This is a genomic window from Brevibacterium sp. 91QC2O2 (assembly GCF_024580695.1).
In the GTDB taxonomy this organism is placed as follows: Bacteria; Actinomycetota; Actinomycetes; order Actinomycetales; family Brevibacteriaceae; genus Brevibacterium; species Brevibacterium moorei.
Genome location: NZ_JANIJY010000001.1, coordinates 278,558 through 293,803, shown reverse-complemented (window position 1 = coordinate 293,803; position 15,246 = coordinate 278,558). Strand labels below are relative to the sequence as shown.

Sequence of the window (15,246 nt, the reverse complement as noted above, 5' to 3'; positions counted from 1 at the left end):
CCGGGGCAGGGCCAATCCGTCCACTGCGCCCGCCTCGTGGATAGAATCGGGCTATGCGCGTTTTGACCACTGTCGCCCCGTTTCTGGGCGTCAACTGCTATGTCGTCTCCGCCGCAGAATCGCAGGAGTGCGTGTTGATCGACGCGGGCCTCGGCGGCGCGGAAGGGGTACGCGCCCAGGTTGAGGCCGCGGGCCTGCACCCGGTGGCGGTATTGCTGACCCATGGACATCCCGACCACGTGCTGGGACTGCCCGCATACCTTGAGTCCTGGGACGTACCGGTCTACCTGGCCGCCGCGGACCACTACCGGCTGGCCGATCCCGCGGCCACGATGACCGGTGACTTCGCCGCGGTGGTGGCACGCGCCGTGCCCGATTGGCCGGCGCCGGTGGCGCGGGCACTGCCGGAGCGGCTCAGCCTGGCGGGGCTCGACTTCGACTTCACGGTGTTGCCCGGGCACACGGAGGGTTCCACACTGATCGCCGCGGGCCTGCCGGACACGGGGGAGACGGTGTACTTCTCCGGCGATATCCTGTTCGCCGGTTCGGTGGGACGCACCGACCTGCCGGGCGGCAGTGCGCGTGCCATGGTCGACAGCCTTGCGGTACTGCGCGGTCTGCCCGACGGTGCCGTCCATCCCGGCCACGGGCCGGCCACGACGATGGCCCGCGAACAGGCCGGCAATCCCTTCCTGAAATGATAGAGATCCATTAACCACCCCAACCCGCCCCGGCGGGCATCACACTAGGAGTGAAGCACTCATGGCACAGGCGGCCAAACTCTCCGGCTTTCCAGAATGGCTTCCAGCCGATCAGATCGTCCAGGAACGGCTGCTCGATCATCTGCGCCATGTCTTCGAGCTCAACGGCTACGCCGGAATCCAGACCCGCGCGGTCGAACCGCTGACGGCACTGGCCAAGGACGGGGAGATCGACAAGGAGATCTTCGCGGTGCGCCGGCTGCACGCCGAGGGCGAGGAGAAGAACCCCCTGGGCCTGCACTTCGACCTGACGGTGCCGCTGTCGCGCTATGTGGTGGAGAACGCGGGACATCTGGACTTCCCGTTCAAGCGCTATCAGATTCAACCCGTCTGGCGCGGCGAGCGTCCCCAGGAGGGCCGCTACCGAGAATTCATTCAGGCCGATATCGACGTCATCGGCGATGGGACCCTGCCGGACCACTACGAGGTCGAGGTCCCGCTGGTGATGCTGCAGGCCTTCGAGGCGCTTGGGGAACTGGGTATCCCGCCGGTGCGGATCCTGGCGAACAACCGCAAGCTGCTGGAGGGCTTCGCCCGTGGGATCGGGCTGAGCGACATCACCGCAGTGCTGCGCTGCATCGACAAGTACGACAAGATCGGCCCGGCCGCGGTGGGCGAACTCCTGGCCGCAGAGGCAGGGGCGAGCCCCGCCCAGCAGCGGGCGTGCCTGGCCCTGGCTGAGATCGAGGCGACGGACGCCGGATTCGCGGACCGCGTCACCGCGCTGGGGGTTCACGACGACCTGCTCGACCAGGGACTCGAAGCCCTGGTCAAACTGCTCGATGCGGCCAATGAGCTGGCCCCGGGCAAGGTCGTCGCCCAGCTGAAGATCGCCCGCGGTCTGGACTACTACACCGGCACCGTCTACGAGACCCAGCTGATCGGACACGAGGGCCTGGGCTCCGTGGCCTCCGGTGGACGCTATGACGCCCTGGCCAAAACGGACAAGAAGGTCTATCCGGGCGTGGGCATGTCCCTGGGCGTCTCCCGCCTGCTCTCGCGCTTCATCGGCCGCAACCAGGCGCTGCGGGCCACCCGGTCCGTGCCGACCGCCGTGCTGGTGGCCGTCACCGCAGAATCCCACCGGGCCGATGCGAACCGGGTCGCCGCCGTGCTGCGCTCCCGCGGGATCGCCACCGACGTGGCGCCGAGTGCCGCGAAGTTCGGCAAACAGATCAAGTTCGCCGATAAGCGCGGTATCCCGTTCGTCTGGTTCCTCGACGGAGAGACCGGGAACGAGGTCAAGGACATCCGCACCGGCGTGCAGGCGCCGGCCGATCCGGAGATCTGGGCGCCGGGCGCAGACGACCTGTGGCCCCGAGTCGTCAATCCCGCGGCCGGAGCCTGAGGTCCGGGCCGTCGGGGACCTGCGACTAGACTTAGTCGCTGTATCGCGAACTCTTGTGCAAGAGTCGAACTACCAAGGAGACTGATCAGTGCTACGCACGCATGAGGCAGGCAGCCTGCGGCTGTCGGATGCCGGAACCACCATCACCCTGGCCGGCTGGGTGGACCGCCGCCGCGACCACGGTGGGGTCGCCTTCATCGACTTGCGCGACGCCTCCGGCATCGTCCAGGTCGTCGTGCGCGAGGACGTCGCGGACAAGCTGCGCAATGAGACCGTCGTGCAGGTCACCGGAACCGTGGCCCAGCGGCCCGAGGGCAACGCCAACCCGGACCTGGCCACCGGCGATGTGGAGATCGTCGACACCGAGGTCAAAGTCCTGGCCGAGGCCGCGCCCCTGCCCTTCCAGGTCTCCGAACATGCCGAGGACGCCGGCCAGGTCGGCGAGGAGACGCGGCTGAAGTACCGTTACCTGGATCTGCGTCGGAAGGGCCAGGCCGCGAACCTGCGCCTGCGCTCCGAGGCGAACCGGGCGGCCAGGACGGTCCTCGAGGCCCACCGCTTCACGGAGATCGAGACCCCGACGCTGACCCGCTCCACCCCCGAGGGCGCCCGCGACTTCCTGGTTCCGGCGCGTCTGCGCCCCGGCAACTGGTATGCGCTGCCGCAGTCCCCGCAGCTGTTCAAGCAGCTGCTCCAGGTGGCCGGGATGGAACGCTACTACCAGATCGCCCGCTGCTACCGCGATGAGGACTTCCGAGCGGATCGCCAGCCGGAATTCACCCAGCTCGACATCGAGGCCTCGTTCGTCGATCAGGACGACATCATCGCCCTGGCCGAAGACGTCCTCAAGGCCGTGTGGAAGCTCATCGGCTACGACATCACGACGCCGATCGCCCGGATGACGTACAAGGACGCAATGGAGAAGTACGGTTCGGACAAGCCGGACCTGCGCTTCGGCCTGGAGCTGACCGATCTGACCGAATACTTCAAGGACACGCCGTTCCGCGTGTTCCAGGCGCCCTATGTGGGCGCGGTCGTCTACCCGGGTGGGGCCTCGCTGCCGCGTCGGCAGTTCGATGCCTGGCAGGACTGGGCCAAGCAGCGCGGAGCCAAGGGCCTGGCCTATGTACAGGTCCAGGCCGATGGCACGCTGGGCGGACCGGTGGCCAAGAACATCTCGGAGGACGAGAAGGCCGGACTGGCCGCAGCGGTGGGCGCCGTCCCCGGCGATGCGATCTTCTTCGCAGCGGACAAGCCCAAGGCCGCCCGCGCCCTGCTGGGTTCAGCCCGCAATGAGATCGCCGCGCGCTCCGGCCTGATCGATGAGAACGCCTGGGCCTTCGTCTGGGTCGTCGACGCTCCGCTGTTCGAACCCGCAGAAGAGGCGGTGGCAGCGGGCGATGTGGCCGTGGGCGCCGGCAAATGGACCGCGGTGCACCACGCCTTCACCTCGCCCAAGCCGGAATTCCTCGACACCTTCGACACGGATCCGGGTTCCGCGCTGGCCTACGCCTACGACATCGTGTGCAACGGCAATGAGATCGGCGGCGGTTCCATCCGTATTCACCGCCCGGACATCCAGGAGCGCGTGTTCAAGGTGATGGGCATCTCCGAGGCCGAGGCGCGTGAGAAGTTCGGCTTCCTGCTCGACGCCTTCGCCTTCGGCGCCCCGCCGCACGGCGGCATCGCCTTCGGGTGGGACCGCATCGTCTCGCTGCTGACCCACTCCGATTCGATTCGCGACGTCATCGCCTTCCCGAAGTCCGGTGGCGGCTACGACCCGCTGACCGATGCACCCGGTGCGATCACCGAGCACCAGCGCAAGGAAGCCGGCGTGGACTACGTCGCAGAAGAAGAGGACTGACACCCATCGTGGCGGACCTGTTCAACCAGGAGGCCGGGGACGACGAATCGCCGTCCCCGGCCTTCGCCGGCTCCGGATCCGCACTGGACCCGCTGGCGGTGCGGATGCGCCCGCGGACCATGGACGAGGTGGTCGGCCAGGAACACCTGACGTTCCCCGGTTCACCACTGCAGCAGTTGGCCGGCGCACAGGCCGGTTCGAAGGCGGGCGCGTCCTCCGTGATCCTGTGGGGTCCGCCGGGCGTGGGCAAGACCACCCTGGCGCACGTCATCTCCCATGCCGGGGACCGGCGCTTCGTGGAGCTCTCCGCGATCACAGCCGGGGTCAAGGACGTGCGCCGCGTGGTGGAGAACGCGCGCAACGAACGGGACCTGCACGGGCGCACCACTGTGCTGTTCCTCGATGAGATCCACCGGTTCTCCAAGGCGCAACAGGATGCCCTGCTGCCGGCCGTGGAGAACCGTCTGGTGGTGTTGGTGGCGGCGACCACCGAGAATCCGTCCTTCTCCGTGATCGCACCCCTGGTCTCCCGCTCGCTGGTGCTCACACTCAAACCCCTGACGCCCGAGGACATCTCCCACCTGCTCGAGCACGCGGTGTCAAGCGACCGGGGACTGGCCGGCGGTTTCGTCCTCGAGGACGAGGCCAGGGAGCACATCGTGGCGATCGCCGGGGGAGACGCGCGCCGGTCCCTGACCGTGCTCGAGGCCGCTGCGGCGATCGCCCAGGCGCGGACCAAGGGGGAGGGGACCCCCGTCATCACGGCGGCCTTCACCGCCGAGGCGGCGGACCAGGCGATGGTCCGCTACGACCGGGCAGGGGATCAGCACTACGACGTGATCAGTGCCTTCATCAAGTCGATTCGCGGCTCGGATCCGGATGCCGCGTTGCACTATCTGGCCAGGATGATCGTCGCCGGTGAGGACCCGCGCTTCATCGCCAGACGGATCGTGATCTCGGCGGCCGAGGACATCGGCATGGCGGATCCGCAGGCGCTGACCCTGGCCGTTGCCGCGCAGACCGCCGTGGAGCGCATCGGCATGCCCGAGGGCAGGATCCCCCTGGCCGAGGCCGTGGTCTACCTGGCGGCCGCACCGAAATCCAATGCCTCGTACACCGGTATCAACGAGGCCATCGCCGATGTCAAAGCGGGCAAGGCGGGGGAGGTCCCAGCTCATCTGCGCGATGCGCACTATCCGGGGGCTGCGGCCCTGGGACACGGGGACGGATACAAATACTCCCACGACTACCCCTTCTCGATCTCACCGCAGGACTATCTGCCGGAGTCCCTGGAAGCCGCTCGCTACTATCGGCCGACGGGCAACGGGGCGGAGAGGAACATGGCCGAGCGCCTGCGCCATATCGAGGCGAGACGCAAACCACAGGGGTGAGGCGGCTTGCACGGGTCCGGGTGCGGTAGAGTTGTCTACTGCTGTGCCTGCACCTTAAAGGCGGCCTTGCCCGGTTGACTCGAGCCGGACCATTGCCTTCCCACCCTGGGAAACAGCCGCTTGGACGCCGGCCGAGCCCAGTACTCGCGGATTCCCGTGGAGCACAGGCGTCGAAGCTCAATGCACATACGAAAGGTAGACATCACATGTCTCATGCAACGCGTTCGCGCCGTCAGGTCCGCCTGTCGCGCGCCCTCGGCATTGCCCTGACCCCGAAGGCCGAAAAGTACTTCGAGCGTCGTCCGTACCCGCCCGGCGAGCACGGCCGTGCCCGTCGTCGCAACGACTCGGACTACTCGATCCGCCTGAAGGAGAAGCAGCGTCTGCGCGCCCAGTACGGCATCCGCGAGGCCCAGCTGCTCAAGGTCTACAAGGAAGCCCACCGCCAGCCGGGCATGACCGGTGAAAACCTGGTCGAGCTGCTCGAAATGCGTCTGGACGCCCTGGTCCTGCGTGCCGGCTTCGCCCGCACCATCGCCCAGGCCCGCCAGTTCGTCGTGCACCGTCACATCTGCGTCGACGGCCAGCGCGTGGACCGCCCCTCCTTCCGCGTGAAGGAAGGCCAGACCATCTCCGTGCACACCCGCTCGGCCGATATGGATCCGTTCCAGGTCGCCGCCGCCGGTGCGCACCGCGATGTGCTGCCCGCGGTCCCCGGTTACCTGAACGTGAACCTCGAAGCCCTGCAGGCCACGCTGCTGCGTCGGCCCAAGCGTGAAGAGGTCCCCGTGACCTGCGACGTCCAGCTGGTCGTCGAGCACTACTCGCGCTGATCGCCGCGCACAGGTAGCGTCACCCCGCCCCGGCACCCACTGTGGTGTCGGGGCGGTCGTGTCATCCCGTAGAATCGATCGGGTGTTGACACAGTGTCCGCGCAGCCGGTCCCACGGCGCTCGGGCGCACCCCCTGCTAAGAAAACCGGAAGGTTGGGAATGAAGACCGCTGAAATCAAGCGTCGTTGGCTGAAATTCTTCGAATCCAAGGGACACACCGTCGTGCCCAGTGCGTCGGTCATCAGCCCGGAGCCCTCGGTCCTGTTCACCATCGCCGGTATGGTCCCCTTCATCCCCTACCTGTCCGGCCGCGAACCCGCGCCCTATCCGCGTGCGACGAGCGTGCAGAAGTGCGTGCGCACCGGCGATATCGAAGAGGTGGGTAAGACAACCCGGCACGGCACGTTCTTCCAGATGAACGGCAACTTCAGCTTCGGCGACTACTTCAAGCGCGAGGCGATCCAGTACGCCTGGGAGCTGTTGTCGACTCCCGAGGCCGATGGCGGCCTGGGCTTCGATCCCGAACGGCTGTGGGTCACCGTCCACCACGAGGACGAAGAGTCCATCGGGATCTGGCTCGAGGAGTCGGAGATCCCGATCGAGCGGATCCAGAAGCGCGGAAACGCCGACAACTTCTGGCACACGGGCCAGCCCGGTCCCGGTGGGTACTGCTCGGAGATCTACTTCGACCGCGGGCCCGCCTATGGAGCCGAGGGCGGCCCGGAGGCCGATGAGGACCGCTACATCGAGATCTGGAACCTCGTGTTCACGGAGTTCGAGCTCTCGGCCGTGCGGACCAAGGTCGACTTCGACATCGCGGGGGAACTGCCCGCGAAGAACATCGACACCGGCATGGGGCTGGAGCGCGTCGCCTTCCTCAAACAGGGCGTGGAGAACATGTACGAGATCGACGAGGTCTATCCCGTGCTCGCGGCGGCCTGCGAACTGGCCGGCAAGACCTACGGCGCCGATCACGACGACGATGTGCGCATGCGCGTGGTCGCCGACCACATCCGTTCCTCTCTCATCATCATCGGCGACGGGGTCCGCCCCTCGAACGAGGGTCGCGGTTACATTCTGCGCCGCCTGCTGCGCCGGGCGGTGCGCGCGATGCGCCTGCTGGGTGTGAGCGAACCCGTCCTGCCCGTGCTGCTGCCCGTTTCACGCGATGCCATGGCCGAGTCCTATCCGGAACTGGCGACCGACTTCGAGCGGATCTCGCGGGTCGCCTATGCTGAGGAGAAGGCCTTCCGGCGCACGCTGGAATCGGGCACCGAGCTGTTGAATAAGTCGGTGGCACACCTACACGGCGGACACGAGCTCTCCGGCGAGGTGGCCTTCGCCCTGCACGATACCCACGGGTTCCCGATCGACCTGACCCTGGAGATGGCCCACGAACAGGGCGTCGAGGTCGACGAGGCGGGCTTCCGGACCCTGATGGAGCAGCAGCGACAGCGTGCCAAGGCCGATGCCAAATCGAAGAAGGGCGGCCACGCCGACGTCACGGCATTCAGCGAACTGCTCGACGGCGGGGCGACGGAGTTCGTCGGCTACGACACCCTGGAATCGGGCGCCACGGTGCGTGGCCTGGTCTCCGCTGGGCAGTTCGTCGACGTCGCCCGGCCCGGGGACACCGTGGACCTGGTGCTCGACACCACCCCGTTCTACGCCGAGGCCGGCGGCCAGCGCGCGGACGTCGGGTTGATCTCCGGTGATGGCTTCACCGCCCGTGTGACCGATGTGCAGAGCCCCGTCAAGGGCCTGCGCGCCCACAAGGTCGAGGTGCTCGAGGGCGAGCTGCGCGCCGGCGGCGACGTCTTGGCCGCGGTGGATCCGGCCCATCGCTTCGCCTCCGCGCAGGCGCATTCGGCGACCCACCTGGTCCATGCGGCACTCAGGGAGATCCTGGGGCCCAATGCCGTCCAGGCGGGCTCGCTGAACCAGCCCGGTTATATGCGCTTCGACTTCTCCTTCCCCGATGCGCTTTCGGCGGCTGCCAGGGCCGAGATCGAGGACGCGGCCAATGTCGCCGTCCGCGACAATCTGGAAGTCGACTACCAGTACATGCCCTTCGAGGAGGCCAAGAAGTCCGGTGCGATGGCGCTGTTCGGTGAGCGCTACCCGGAAATCGTGCGCGTGGTGAACATCGGCGGGCCGTTCTCGCGTGAGCTGTGCGCCGGCACCCATGTGGGCCTGACCAGTGAGATCGGGCCGATCTCCGTGATCGCCGAATCCTCCGTGGGATCGGGTACCAGGCGAATCGAGGCGAGCGTCGGTCTGCAGGCCTTCCGCGATCTGGCCAAGGAACGCACGATTCTGTCCTCGGTCTCGGAGATGCTGCGCGTGCCGGGCGCGGACGTCCCCGCCAGGGTCGCGGGACTCCTGGAGCGGATCAAGGAGACCGAACGCGAACTGGCGAAGCTCAACTCCGAACGGGTCCTGGGCCAGGCGGCCTCCGCCGTCGCCTCCATCCGCGAGGTGGCCGGCATCCGGTTCTCCGGTACGGATCTGGGGGCCGTGTCCAATGCAGGTGACGTACGCGCCTTCGTCCTCGATGTGCGCGGACGCCTGGGCGCCGAACCAGCGGTGATCGCCGGGATCGGCGATGCCGCTGGCAAGCCCGCGGTCGTCGTCGCGGTCAACGATGCGGCGCAGGCGCTGGGTCTGCGGGCCGGCGAGTTGGTGCGGGCCGCCTCTGCGGTCCTCGGCGGAGGCGGTGGCGGCAAGCCCGATATCGCCCAGGGCGGCGGCAGCGACTACGGCCGCGCCGCTGCGGCTCTGGAGGAGATCGCCCGCCTGGCCGGATCTCATTCGTGAGTTTCCGCAGGGGCAGACGTCTGGGCATCGACGTCGGCAGCGTACGCGTCGGGGTCGCCTACTGCGACCCCGACGGGATTCTCGCCACCCCGCTGGCGACGGTCTACCGGCGCGATGGGGACGAACGCGCGCTGCGGGAGATCCGCGATCTCATTAACGAAGTCGAACCTATCGAAATCGTCTGTGGTAAGCCGAAGACCCTGCGCGGGCAGGAGGGCAAGTCGGCGGCGACGGCCCTTGAATTCACCCGACTGATAGCGGAAACCTCGGGTGTTCCGATCCGCCTGTTCGACGAGCGCTTCACCACTACGGAGGCCCACCGCATGCTACAGTCGGCGGGCAGGAATTCCCGGCAGCGGCGCGAGCGCGTCGACGCTGTGGCCGCCGTCGTCATCCTGCAATCGGCACTCGAGGCCGAGAAGACCACGGGATCGCCCGCAGGCGATCCGCTGCCGCACGAAAGCCAGCCACCTGGGGGAGACCACTTGTGACACTGCACGAAGAGTTCGCCCAGTTCGGTGAGGAGACCCGGACTTCCCGCAGGGCCAGAGAGCGCCGCAGGAAGTTCCGACGTCGCCGGATGGTCGCGATCATCGTCGTCGCGGCGGTCCTGCTGCTCGGCGGCGGGGTGTTCGCTGTCTTCACCGCCAAGGGCGCCTTCGGCGAGGTATTCGGTTCGAACGCAGACTACGAGGGCAGTGGAACCGGTGAAGTCGTCGTGACGATCGAACAGGGGACCTCTGCCCGGGCCGTGGCCAATCAGCTCGTCGACCAGGAGGTCATTCAGGCCGCCCGACCGTTCCTCAAACTGGTCGAGGAACGCGACTTCACGATCCAGGCGGGCACCTTCCGGATGCACAAGCAGATGAGTTCGGCCGCAGCGCTGGACCTGCTGCAGAAGGGGCAGGCCGCCAATCGGGTGACCGTGGCCGAGGGGCAGACGATCAAGCAGATCAAGCCGAAGATGGTCGCGGCCGGGCTGGACGCCGACGACGTCGACGCCGCCATCGACGACAAATCGCCGAGGGACTACGGACTCGAGATCAAGGCCCCCAGCTTGGAGGGATACCTGTTCCCTGCGACATATGACGTGCAGAAGGACAGCTCGGCCACTGCGATGGTCCAGGATATGGTCGATCGCACGAAGGGCGAGTTCAATGAACTGGCGATCAACAACGATGACGCCAATCGTCTGTTGACCCTGGGCAGCCTGGTCCAGGTCGAATCGAATGAGGATCCGGCGACCCAGGCCAAGGTGGCGCGCGTCTTCCTCAACCGGATGGGCAAGGCCAGTGAGACCCGCGGTCTCTTGCAGTCCGATGCGACGGTCGCCTACATCTTCGGCGCCAGGGGCGATCTGACGACCACCTCCAAGGAGCGCGCGAGCAAGAACCCGTACAACACCTATGTGCACAAGGGACTGCCGCCGGGTCCGATCGGCAGTCCCGGCCGCTCGGCGCTGCTGGCGGCCAAGCGGCCGGCCACCGGTGACTGGCAGTACTTCGTGGCGACCGATCCGGATGCCGGCGAGGTCAAGTTCGCCAAGACCTACAAAGAGCACCAGGCGAACGTCAAGGAGTACCAGGCCTGGCTGCGCGAACACAACAGTCAGTCTCCCGGCGCGGGGTCCGGAGCGGACGGCTCGGATGGCTGAGGCCCGGCATCGCGCCGCTGTGCTCGGCTCGCCGATCGCCCATTCCCTGTCCCCGCTGCTGCACACCGCGGCATATGCCGCGCTGGGAATGGACGACTGGTCCTACGACCGCAGGGAGACCACTGCGGACGAACTCGAGGGCGTGCTGCTGGGGGCCGATTCGCACATCGCGGGCTACTCGGCGACCATGCCGTTGAAGGAGGAACTCGTCAGGCTCGCCGCCGTCCACGGCTGGGACGTAGACGAGACCGCAGCCCTGACCGGGGTCGCGAACACCTGGGTCGGCGGCAGTCGTCCGCGCATTCTCAACACCGATGTGCAGGGGATCGTCGGTGCCCTGGCCGAGGCCGGAATCCAGCCGGGCCGTGTCGCCATCGTGGGCACCGGGGCAACGGCCCGTTCGGCTGCCCTGGCGGCGCGCCTGGCCGGCGGGCGGGATTTCGCAGTCTACGGGCGCAACCCCCGCAGGACTTCTGCGCTGGCGGACTTCCTGCACAGCCTGGGCGCAGCCGAGGTCACCACGGAGCCGATCGCGCAGCTGCAGCCGGGTGCCGCCGACCTGGTGATCTCCACTCTGCCCGCAGGGGTGCTGACGGCCGACACCTGGCATTGGCCGGCCCGGCTGCCGGAATCCACCGCGGTGCTCGACGTGGCCTATGCCGTGGGCTCGCTCGATCTCACGGGGATGTTCACCGAGCGCGGGGCCCGTGGCCTGGCGGGCACCCGGATGCTCGTCCACCAGGCAGTCGCCCAGTTCCAGGCCTTTCGCGAGGCCGCGGGCCTGCCGGCCGGGGACGCCACTGCGATTCGGACGGCGATGGACGCCGCCGGCGCCCGGCGCACGGTCTGAGATGACGACCCTGCCGGGGTCGGCCGGCGCCGTGTCGGTGTGCGTTTCGCTCATCGTGGCCCTGGCGATCGGGTGGCGCCTGCCCCGGCTGCTGGCCGACCCCGCGCACACCCTGCGGGTGCGCACCGCGGGACGGACGTATCTGCTCGGCGCCGTCGCCCTGGGACCGCTGCTGTCCCTGCTCGTGACGTGGGCCCTGTCCACCGGTATGGAATCCACCACTGCCACTCGCACCTGCCTCGTGTTGATCCTGGGGGTGCTGGCCGGCGCCACCGGGTGGCTCTTCCTGATCGACGCGCGGGTCCACCGCCTGCCCAATCGGATCGTCGGACCTCTGGCGATCCTGGTCCTGGTCACAGCGGTAGCGGCCTGGCAGGCCGCCCCCGGCCTGAGCCTGCGGATGCTGGCTGGGGCGGTGGGGCTGGGCCTGTTCTTCGCGTTCATCGCCGTCCTGGGCCGGTTGCTGGCCGGTGAGTCGATGGGCCTCGGCGACGTCAAACTCGCCGTGCCGCTGGGCGCGCTGGCCGCGGGGGTCGAGCCGTGGGCACCCCTGACCGCGCTGGTCGTGATGAATGTCTCCGCCCTCGTCTTCCTGCTCTACCGCTGGGTGCGCACCCGCACCCGCCCCGGCGGAAGCCTGGCGTACGGCCCCCATATGCTGATCGGCACGTGGACGGCGGTCCTGGCCGGTGCCCCGCTTTTGTAGACTCATAAGCATGTTGAGATGGCTGAGTGCAGGAGAGTCCCACGGTGAGGCTCTGATCGGAATCATCGAGGGGCTGCCGGCGCACGTGCCCGTGACCACCGAGGACATCCAGACGGCTTTGGCCCGTCGCCGGCTGGGCTACGGACGCGGAGCGCGGATGAAGTTCGAGGCCGACGCGGTGCGGATGCTCGGCGGGGTGCGCCACGGTGAGACCCTCGGTTCGCCGATCGCCATCGAGGTCGGCAACACCGAGTGGCCCAAATGGCAGGAGGTGATGAGCGCCGATCCGGTACCCGCCGAGGTGCTGGCCGAGCAGGCGCGCAATGCGCCGCTGACCCGGCCGCGGCCCGGTCATGCCGACTTGGTCGGGATGCTCAAGTACGGCTGGGACGAAGCCCGCCCGATTCTGGAACGCGCCTCGGCCAGGGAAACCGCGATGCGGGTGGCGCTGGCCGCTGTGGCGCAGCGGTTCTTGGCCGAGCTGGGCATCACGGTGCTCTCGCACACCGTGGCCATCGGCCCCGTTGACGGAGGACGGGACCTGCCGCGGCCGAGGATCGCCGACGTCCCGGCGCTCGATGCGGATCCCGTGCGCTGCTTCGACTCCGAACTCTCCGCACGGATGATCGAGGAAATCGACGCAACGAAGAAGGCGGGGGACACCGTCGGCGGGGTCGTCGAGGTCATCGCAGACGGCCTGCCGATCGGCCTGGGTTCGCATATCCAATGGGACCGCAGGCTCGACTCCCGCCTGGCCGGAGCCCTGATGGGCATCCAGGCGATCAAGGGCGTGGAGATCGGCGACGGCTTCGACACGACGCGCCGACGCGGTTCCGCCGCCCACGACGAAATCCTGGTCGACGGCGGTGGCCTGGCCCGTTCGAGCAACCGTGCCGGTGGCACCGAGGGCGGGATGTCGACCGGCGAGCGACTCATCGTGCGAGCCGGAATGAAGCCCATCGCCACCGTCCCCCGCGCCCTGCGCACGGTCGATGTGAGCACGGGGGAGGCCGCGAAGGCGAATCACCAGCGCTCCGATGTGTGTGCGGTCCCGGCCGCCGGCGTCGTGGCCGAGGCGATGGTCGCCCTGGTCCTCGCCGAAGCCGTGATGGAGAAGTTCGGCGGCGACTCGGTGGCCGAGGTCTCCCGGAACCTCGACTCCTACCGCGCTTCCCTCGACCCCAGGCTGCTGGGTTCGTGATGGTACCACCGGAGGAGGGGCCCCTGCCGCGCCCGGCCGCACCGGTGGACCCGCTGCCGGCCGCCGGGGCCAGACTGGCGCTGATCGGTCCGCCGACCGCGGGGAAGTCGACGATCGGCCGGCTGTTGGCCGATCGGCTCGACATCCCGTTGATCGACACGGATCAGCGGATCGTCGACCGCTATGGCCCGATCCAGGAGATCTTCACCGAGCGCGGCGAGGCCCGGTTCCGGGAGATCGAACGCGAGGTGGTCCGCCGGGCCCTGCGCGGCCTGCTCGACGGACCCGGGGTCGTTTCCCTGGGCGGCGGGGCCATTCTGAACCCGGGCACTCGCGCACAGCTGAAGCACCCGGCGATCAAGGTCGTCAACATCGTCATCGATGCACAGACCGCCCTGGAACGGCTGGGCGGTTCGCGCCGGCCACTGCTCGACGACGCCGCGGACAGGCTGCAGGCCTTCGAACGGCTGCAGGCCGAGCGTGCGCCCCTGTACCGCTCGGTCGCGACGCTGAGCGTTTCGGCCACGAACGATCCGCCCTCGACGATCGTCAACCGAATCGTCGACATCGTCGCCGGGATGCAACGGGCCGAGGATCTCAAACGCTACGGGGACCTCGGCGCTGCCGCCGGGGTGCCATTGGAAGGGTCGGCCGAGCCGACCGGGGAAGAGGACTGAACTCATGAGCGAAACCATCCAGATCGACGTGCATGCCGAGCGGGACTATCCCGTGCGGATCGGCCACGGATTGCTCGGGCAGCTGCCCGAGCTCCTGGGCGCCCGGGTCAAGAAGGTGCTCGTCATCCACCCGCGCGCCCTGCGGACCACCGGTGAGGTCGTGCGCGATGACCTCGAGGCGGCGGGATTCGAGGCACTGGCCGCCGAGATCCCCGATGCCGAGGAGGCCAAGCACGTCCAGGTGGCCGCGTTCTGCTGGCAGATCCTGGGGCAGTCGGACTTCACCCGCTCGGACGCGATCGTCGCCGTCGGCGGAGGAGCCGTGACCGATCTGGGCGGGTTCGTCGCGGCCAGCTGGCTGCGCGGCATCCGCTATGTCAACATCCCGACCACGGTGCTGGGCATGCTGGACGCGGCGGTCGGAGGCAAGACCGCGATCAACACCGCCGAGGGCAAGAACCTGGTGGGCTTCTTCCATTCGCCCGCGGGCGTTCTGGCCGATCTGGACACCCTGGCCACCCTGCCGGATCACGAACTGTTCACCGGGCTGGCCGAAGCCGTCAAGTGCGGCTTCATCGCCGACCCCGTCATCCTTGATCTGCTCGAAGGGCACAGTCTCGAGCAGATCAAGGATCCGCACGGGCCCGTGCTGGCAGAAGTGGTGCGCCGTGCGATTGCGGTCAAGGCCGCCATCGTCGGGGAGGACTTCAAAGAATCCGGTCGGCGCGAATTCCTCAACTTCGGACATACGCTGGCGCACGCGATCGAGCGGCAGGAGCGCTATCAGTGGCGCCACGGGGCCGCCGTGGCCGTCGGTATGGTCTTCGCGGCCGAACTGAGCACCCTGACGAAGAACCTCGACCCCGCGCTCGTCGACCGGCTGCGTGCGCTGTTGGAACATCTGGGGCTGCCCACGGGCTACCGTGGGGACAAATGGCCGCAGCTGTTGGAGACCATGCGGCGGGACAAGAAGTCCCGCGGTTCGCTCATGCGCTTCATCGTGCTCGAAGACCTGGGCAGGCCGAAACTGCTGGAGAACCCGGACCCCAGCCTGCTGTTCACCGCGTATCAGACGATTGGGATTGACGCCCCGGCGCGGCGACTGTAAAACAGTTGCTAGACTTGAGCGGATTGTCTTTCCGAA

The 15,246-nt window shown here is 68.1% G+C and carries 13 protein-coding genes; all 13 read left to right on the top strand.

The window, feature by feature from the left end; genetic code table 11:
• Window positions 1-53 precede the first annotated feature (53 nt).
• The 13 genes from NQ036_RS01395 (at window position 54) to aroB (ending at window position 15,210) form a co-directional block, all read left to right on the top strand.
• Window positions 54-701 carry an MBL fold metallo-hydrolase gene (locus NQ036_RS01395; RefSeq protein WP_257046459.1) on the top strand — a complete coding sequence of 216 codons (648 nt, stop codon included), beginning with the start codon at window positions 54-56 and terminating at the stop codon, window positions 699-701.
• Window positions 702-762: 61 nt separating this feature from the next.
• On the top strand, window positions 763-2,109 hold the full coding sequence (gene hisS, locus NQ036_RS01390) for a histidine--tRNA ligase (RefSeq protein WP_257046458.1): 1,347 nt from the start codon (window positions 763-765) through the stop codon (window positions 2,107-2,109).
• Between the two features lie 88 nt (window positions 2,110-2,197).
• On the top strand, window positions 2,198-3,973 hold the full coding sequence (aspS, locus tag NQ036_RS01385) for an aspartate--tRNA ligase (protein WP_257046457.1): 1,776 nt from the start codon (window positions 2,198-2,200) through the stop codon (window positions 3,971-3,973).
• An 8-nt stretch (window positions 3,974-3,981) separates the two neighbouring features.
• Window positions 3,982-5,364 carry a replication-associated recombination protein A gene (locus NQ036_RS01380; protein WP_257046456.1) on the top strand — a complete coding sequence of 461 codons (1,383 nt, stop codon included), beginning with the start codon at window positions 3,982-3,984 and terminating at the stop codon, window positions 5,362-5,364.
• A 206-nt stretch (window positions 5,365-5,570) separates the two neighbouring features.
• The gene (gene rpsD / locus NQ036_RS01375) at window positions 5,571-6,197 is read left to right on the top strand and encodes a 30S ribosomal protein S4 (RefSeq protein ID WP_257046455.1); all 627 of its coding nucleotides are present in this window, start codon (window positions 5,571-5,573) and stop codon (window positions 6,195-6,197) included.
• Between the two features lie 159 nt (window positions 6,198-6,356).
• A complete protein-coding gene (gene alaS, locus NQ036_RS01370; protein WP_257046454.1) occupies window positions 6,357-9,014 on the top strand; it encodes an alanine--tRNA ligase in 2,658 nt (885 codons plus the stop codon).
• Window positions 9,011-9,505 (top strand): Holliday junction resolvase RuvX, encoded by a 495-nt coding sequence (gene ruvX / locus NQ036_RS01365; RefSeq protein ID WP_257046453.1) that lies wholly within the window; start codon window positions 9,011-9,013, stop codon window positions 9,503-9,505. Before alaS ends, ruvX begins: the two co-directional genes overlap by 4 nt.
• Entirely contained in the window at window positions 9,502-10,668 is a 1,167-nt protein-coding gene (gene mltG / locus NQ036_RS01360; protein WP_257046452.1) for an endolytic transglycosylase MltG, read from the top strand. Before ruvX ends, mltG begins: the two co-directional genes overlap by 4 nt.
• Window positions 10,661-11,518: a shikimate dehydrogenase gene (locus tag NQ036_RS01355; RefSeq protein WP_257046451.1), complete on the top strand. Its 858-nt coding sequence runs from the start codon at window positions 10,661-10,663 to the stop codon at window positions 11,516-11,518. Before mltG ends, NQ036_RS01355 begins: the two co-directional genes overlap by 8 nt.
• Before the next feature lies 1 nt (window position 11,519).
• Entirely contained in the window at window positions 11,520-12,224 is a 705-nt protein-coding gene (locus tag NQ036_RS01350) for an A24 family peptidase (protein WP_257046450.1), read from the top strand.
• 10 nt (window positions 12,225-12,234) lie between these two features.
• On the top strand, window positions 12,235-13,425 hold the full coding sequence (aroC, locus tag NQ036_RS01345; protein ID WP_257046449.1) for a chorismate synthase: 1,191 nt from the start codon (window positions 12,235-12,237) through the stop codon (window positions 13,423-13,425).
• Window positions 13,425-14,102 carry a shikimate kinase gene (locus NQ036_RS01340; protein WP_257046645.1) on the top strand — a complete coding sequence of 226 codons (678 nt, stop codon included), beginning with the start codon at window positions 13,425-13,427 and terminating at the stop codon, window positions 14,100-14,102. The genes aroC and NQ036_RS01340 overlap by 1 nt, the downstream gene beginning before the upstream one ends.
• 4 nt (window positions 14,103-14,106) lie before the next feature.
• Window positions 14,107-15,210 carry a 3-dehydroquinate synthase gene (aroB, locus tag NQ036_RS01335; protein ID WP_257046448.1) on the top strand — a complete coding sequence of 368 codons (1,104 nt, stop codon included), beginning with the start codon at window positions 14,107-14,109 and terminating at the stop codon, window positions 15,208-15,210.
• Window positions 15,211-15,246 lie beyond the last annotated feature (36 nt).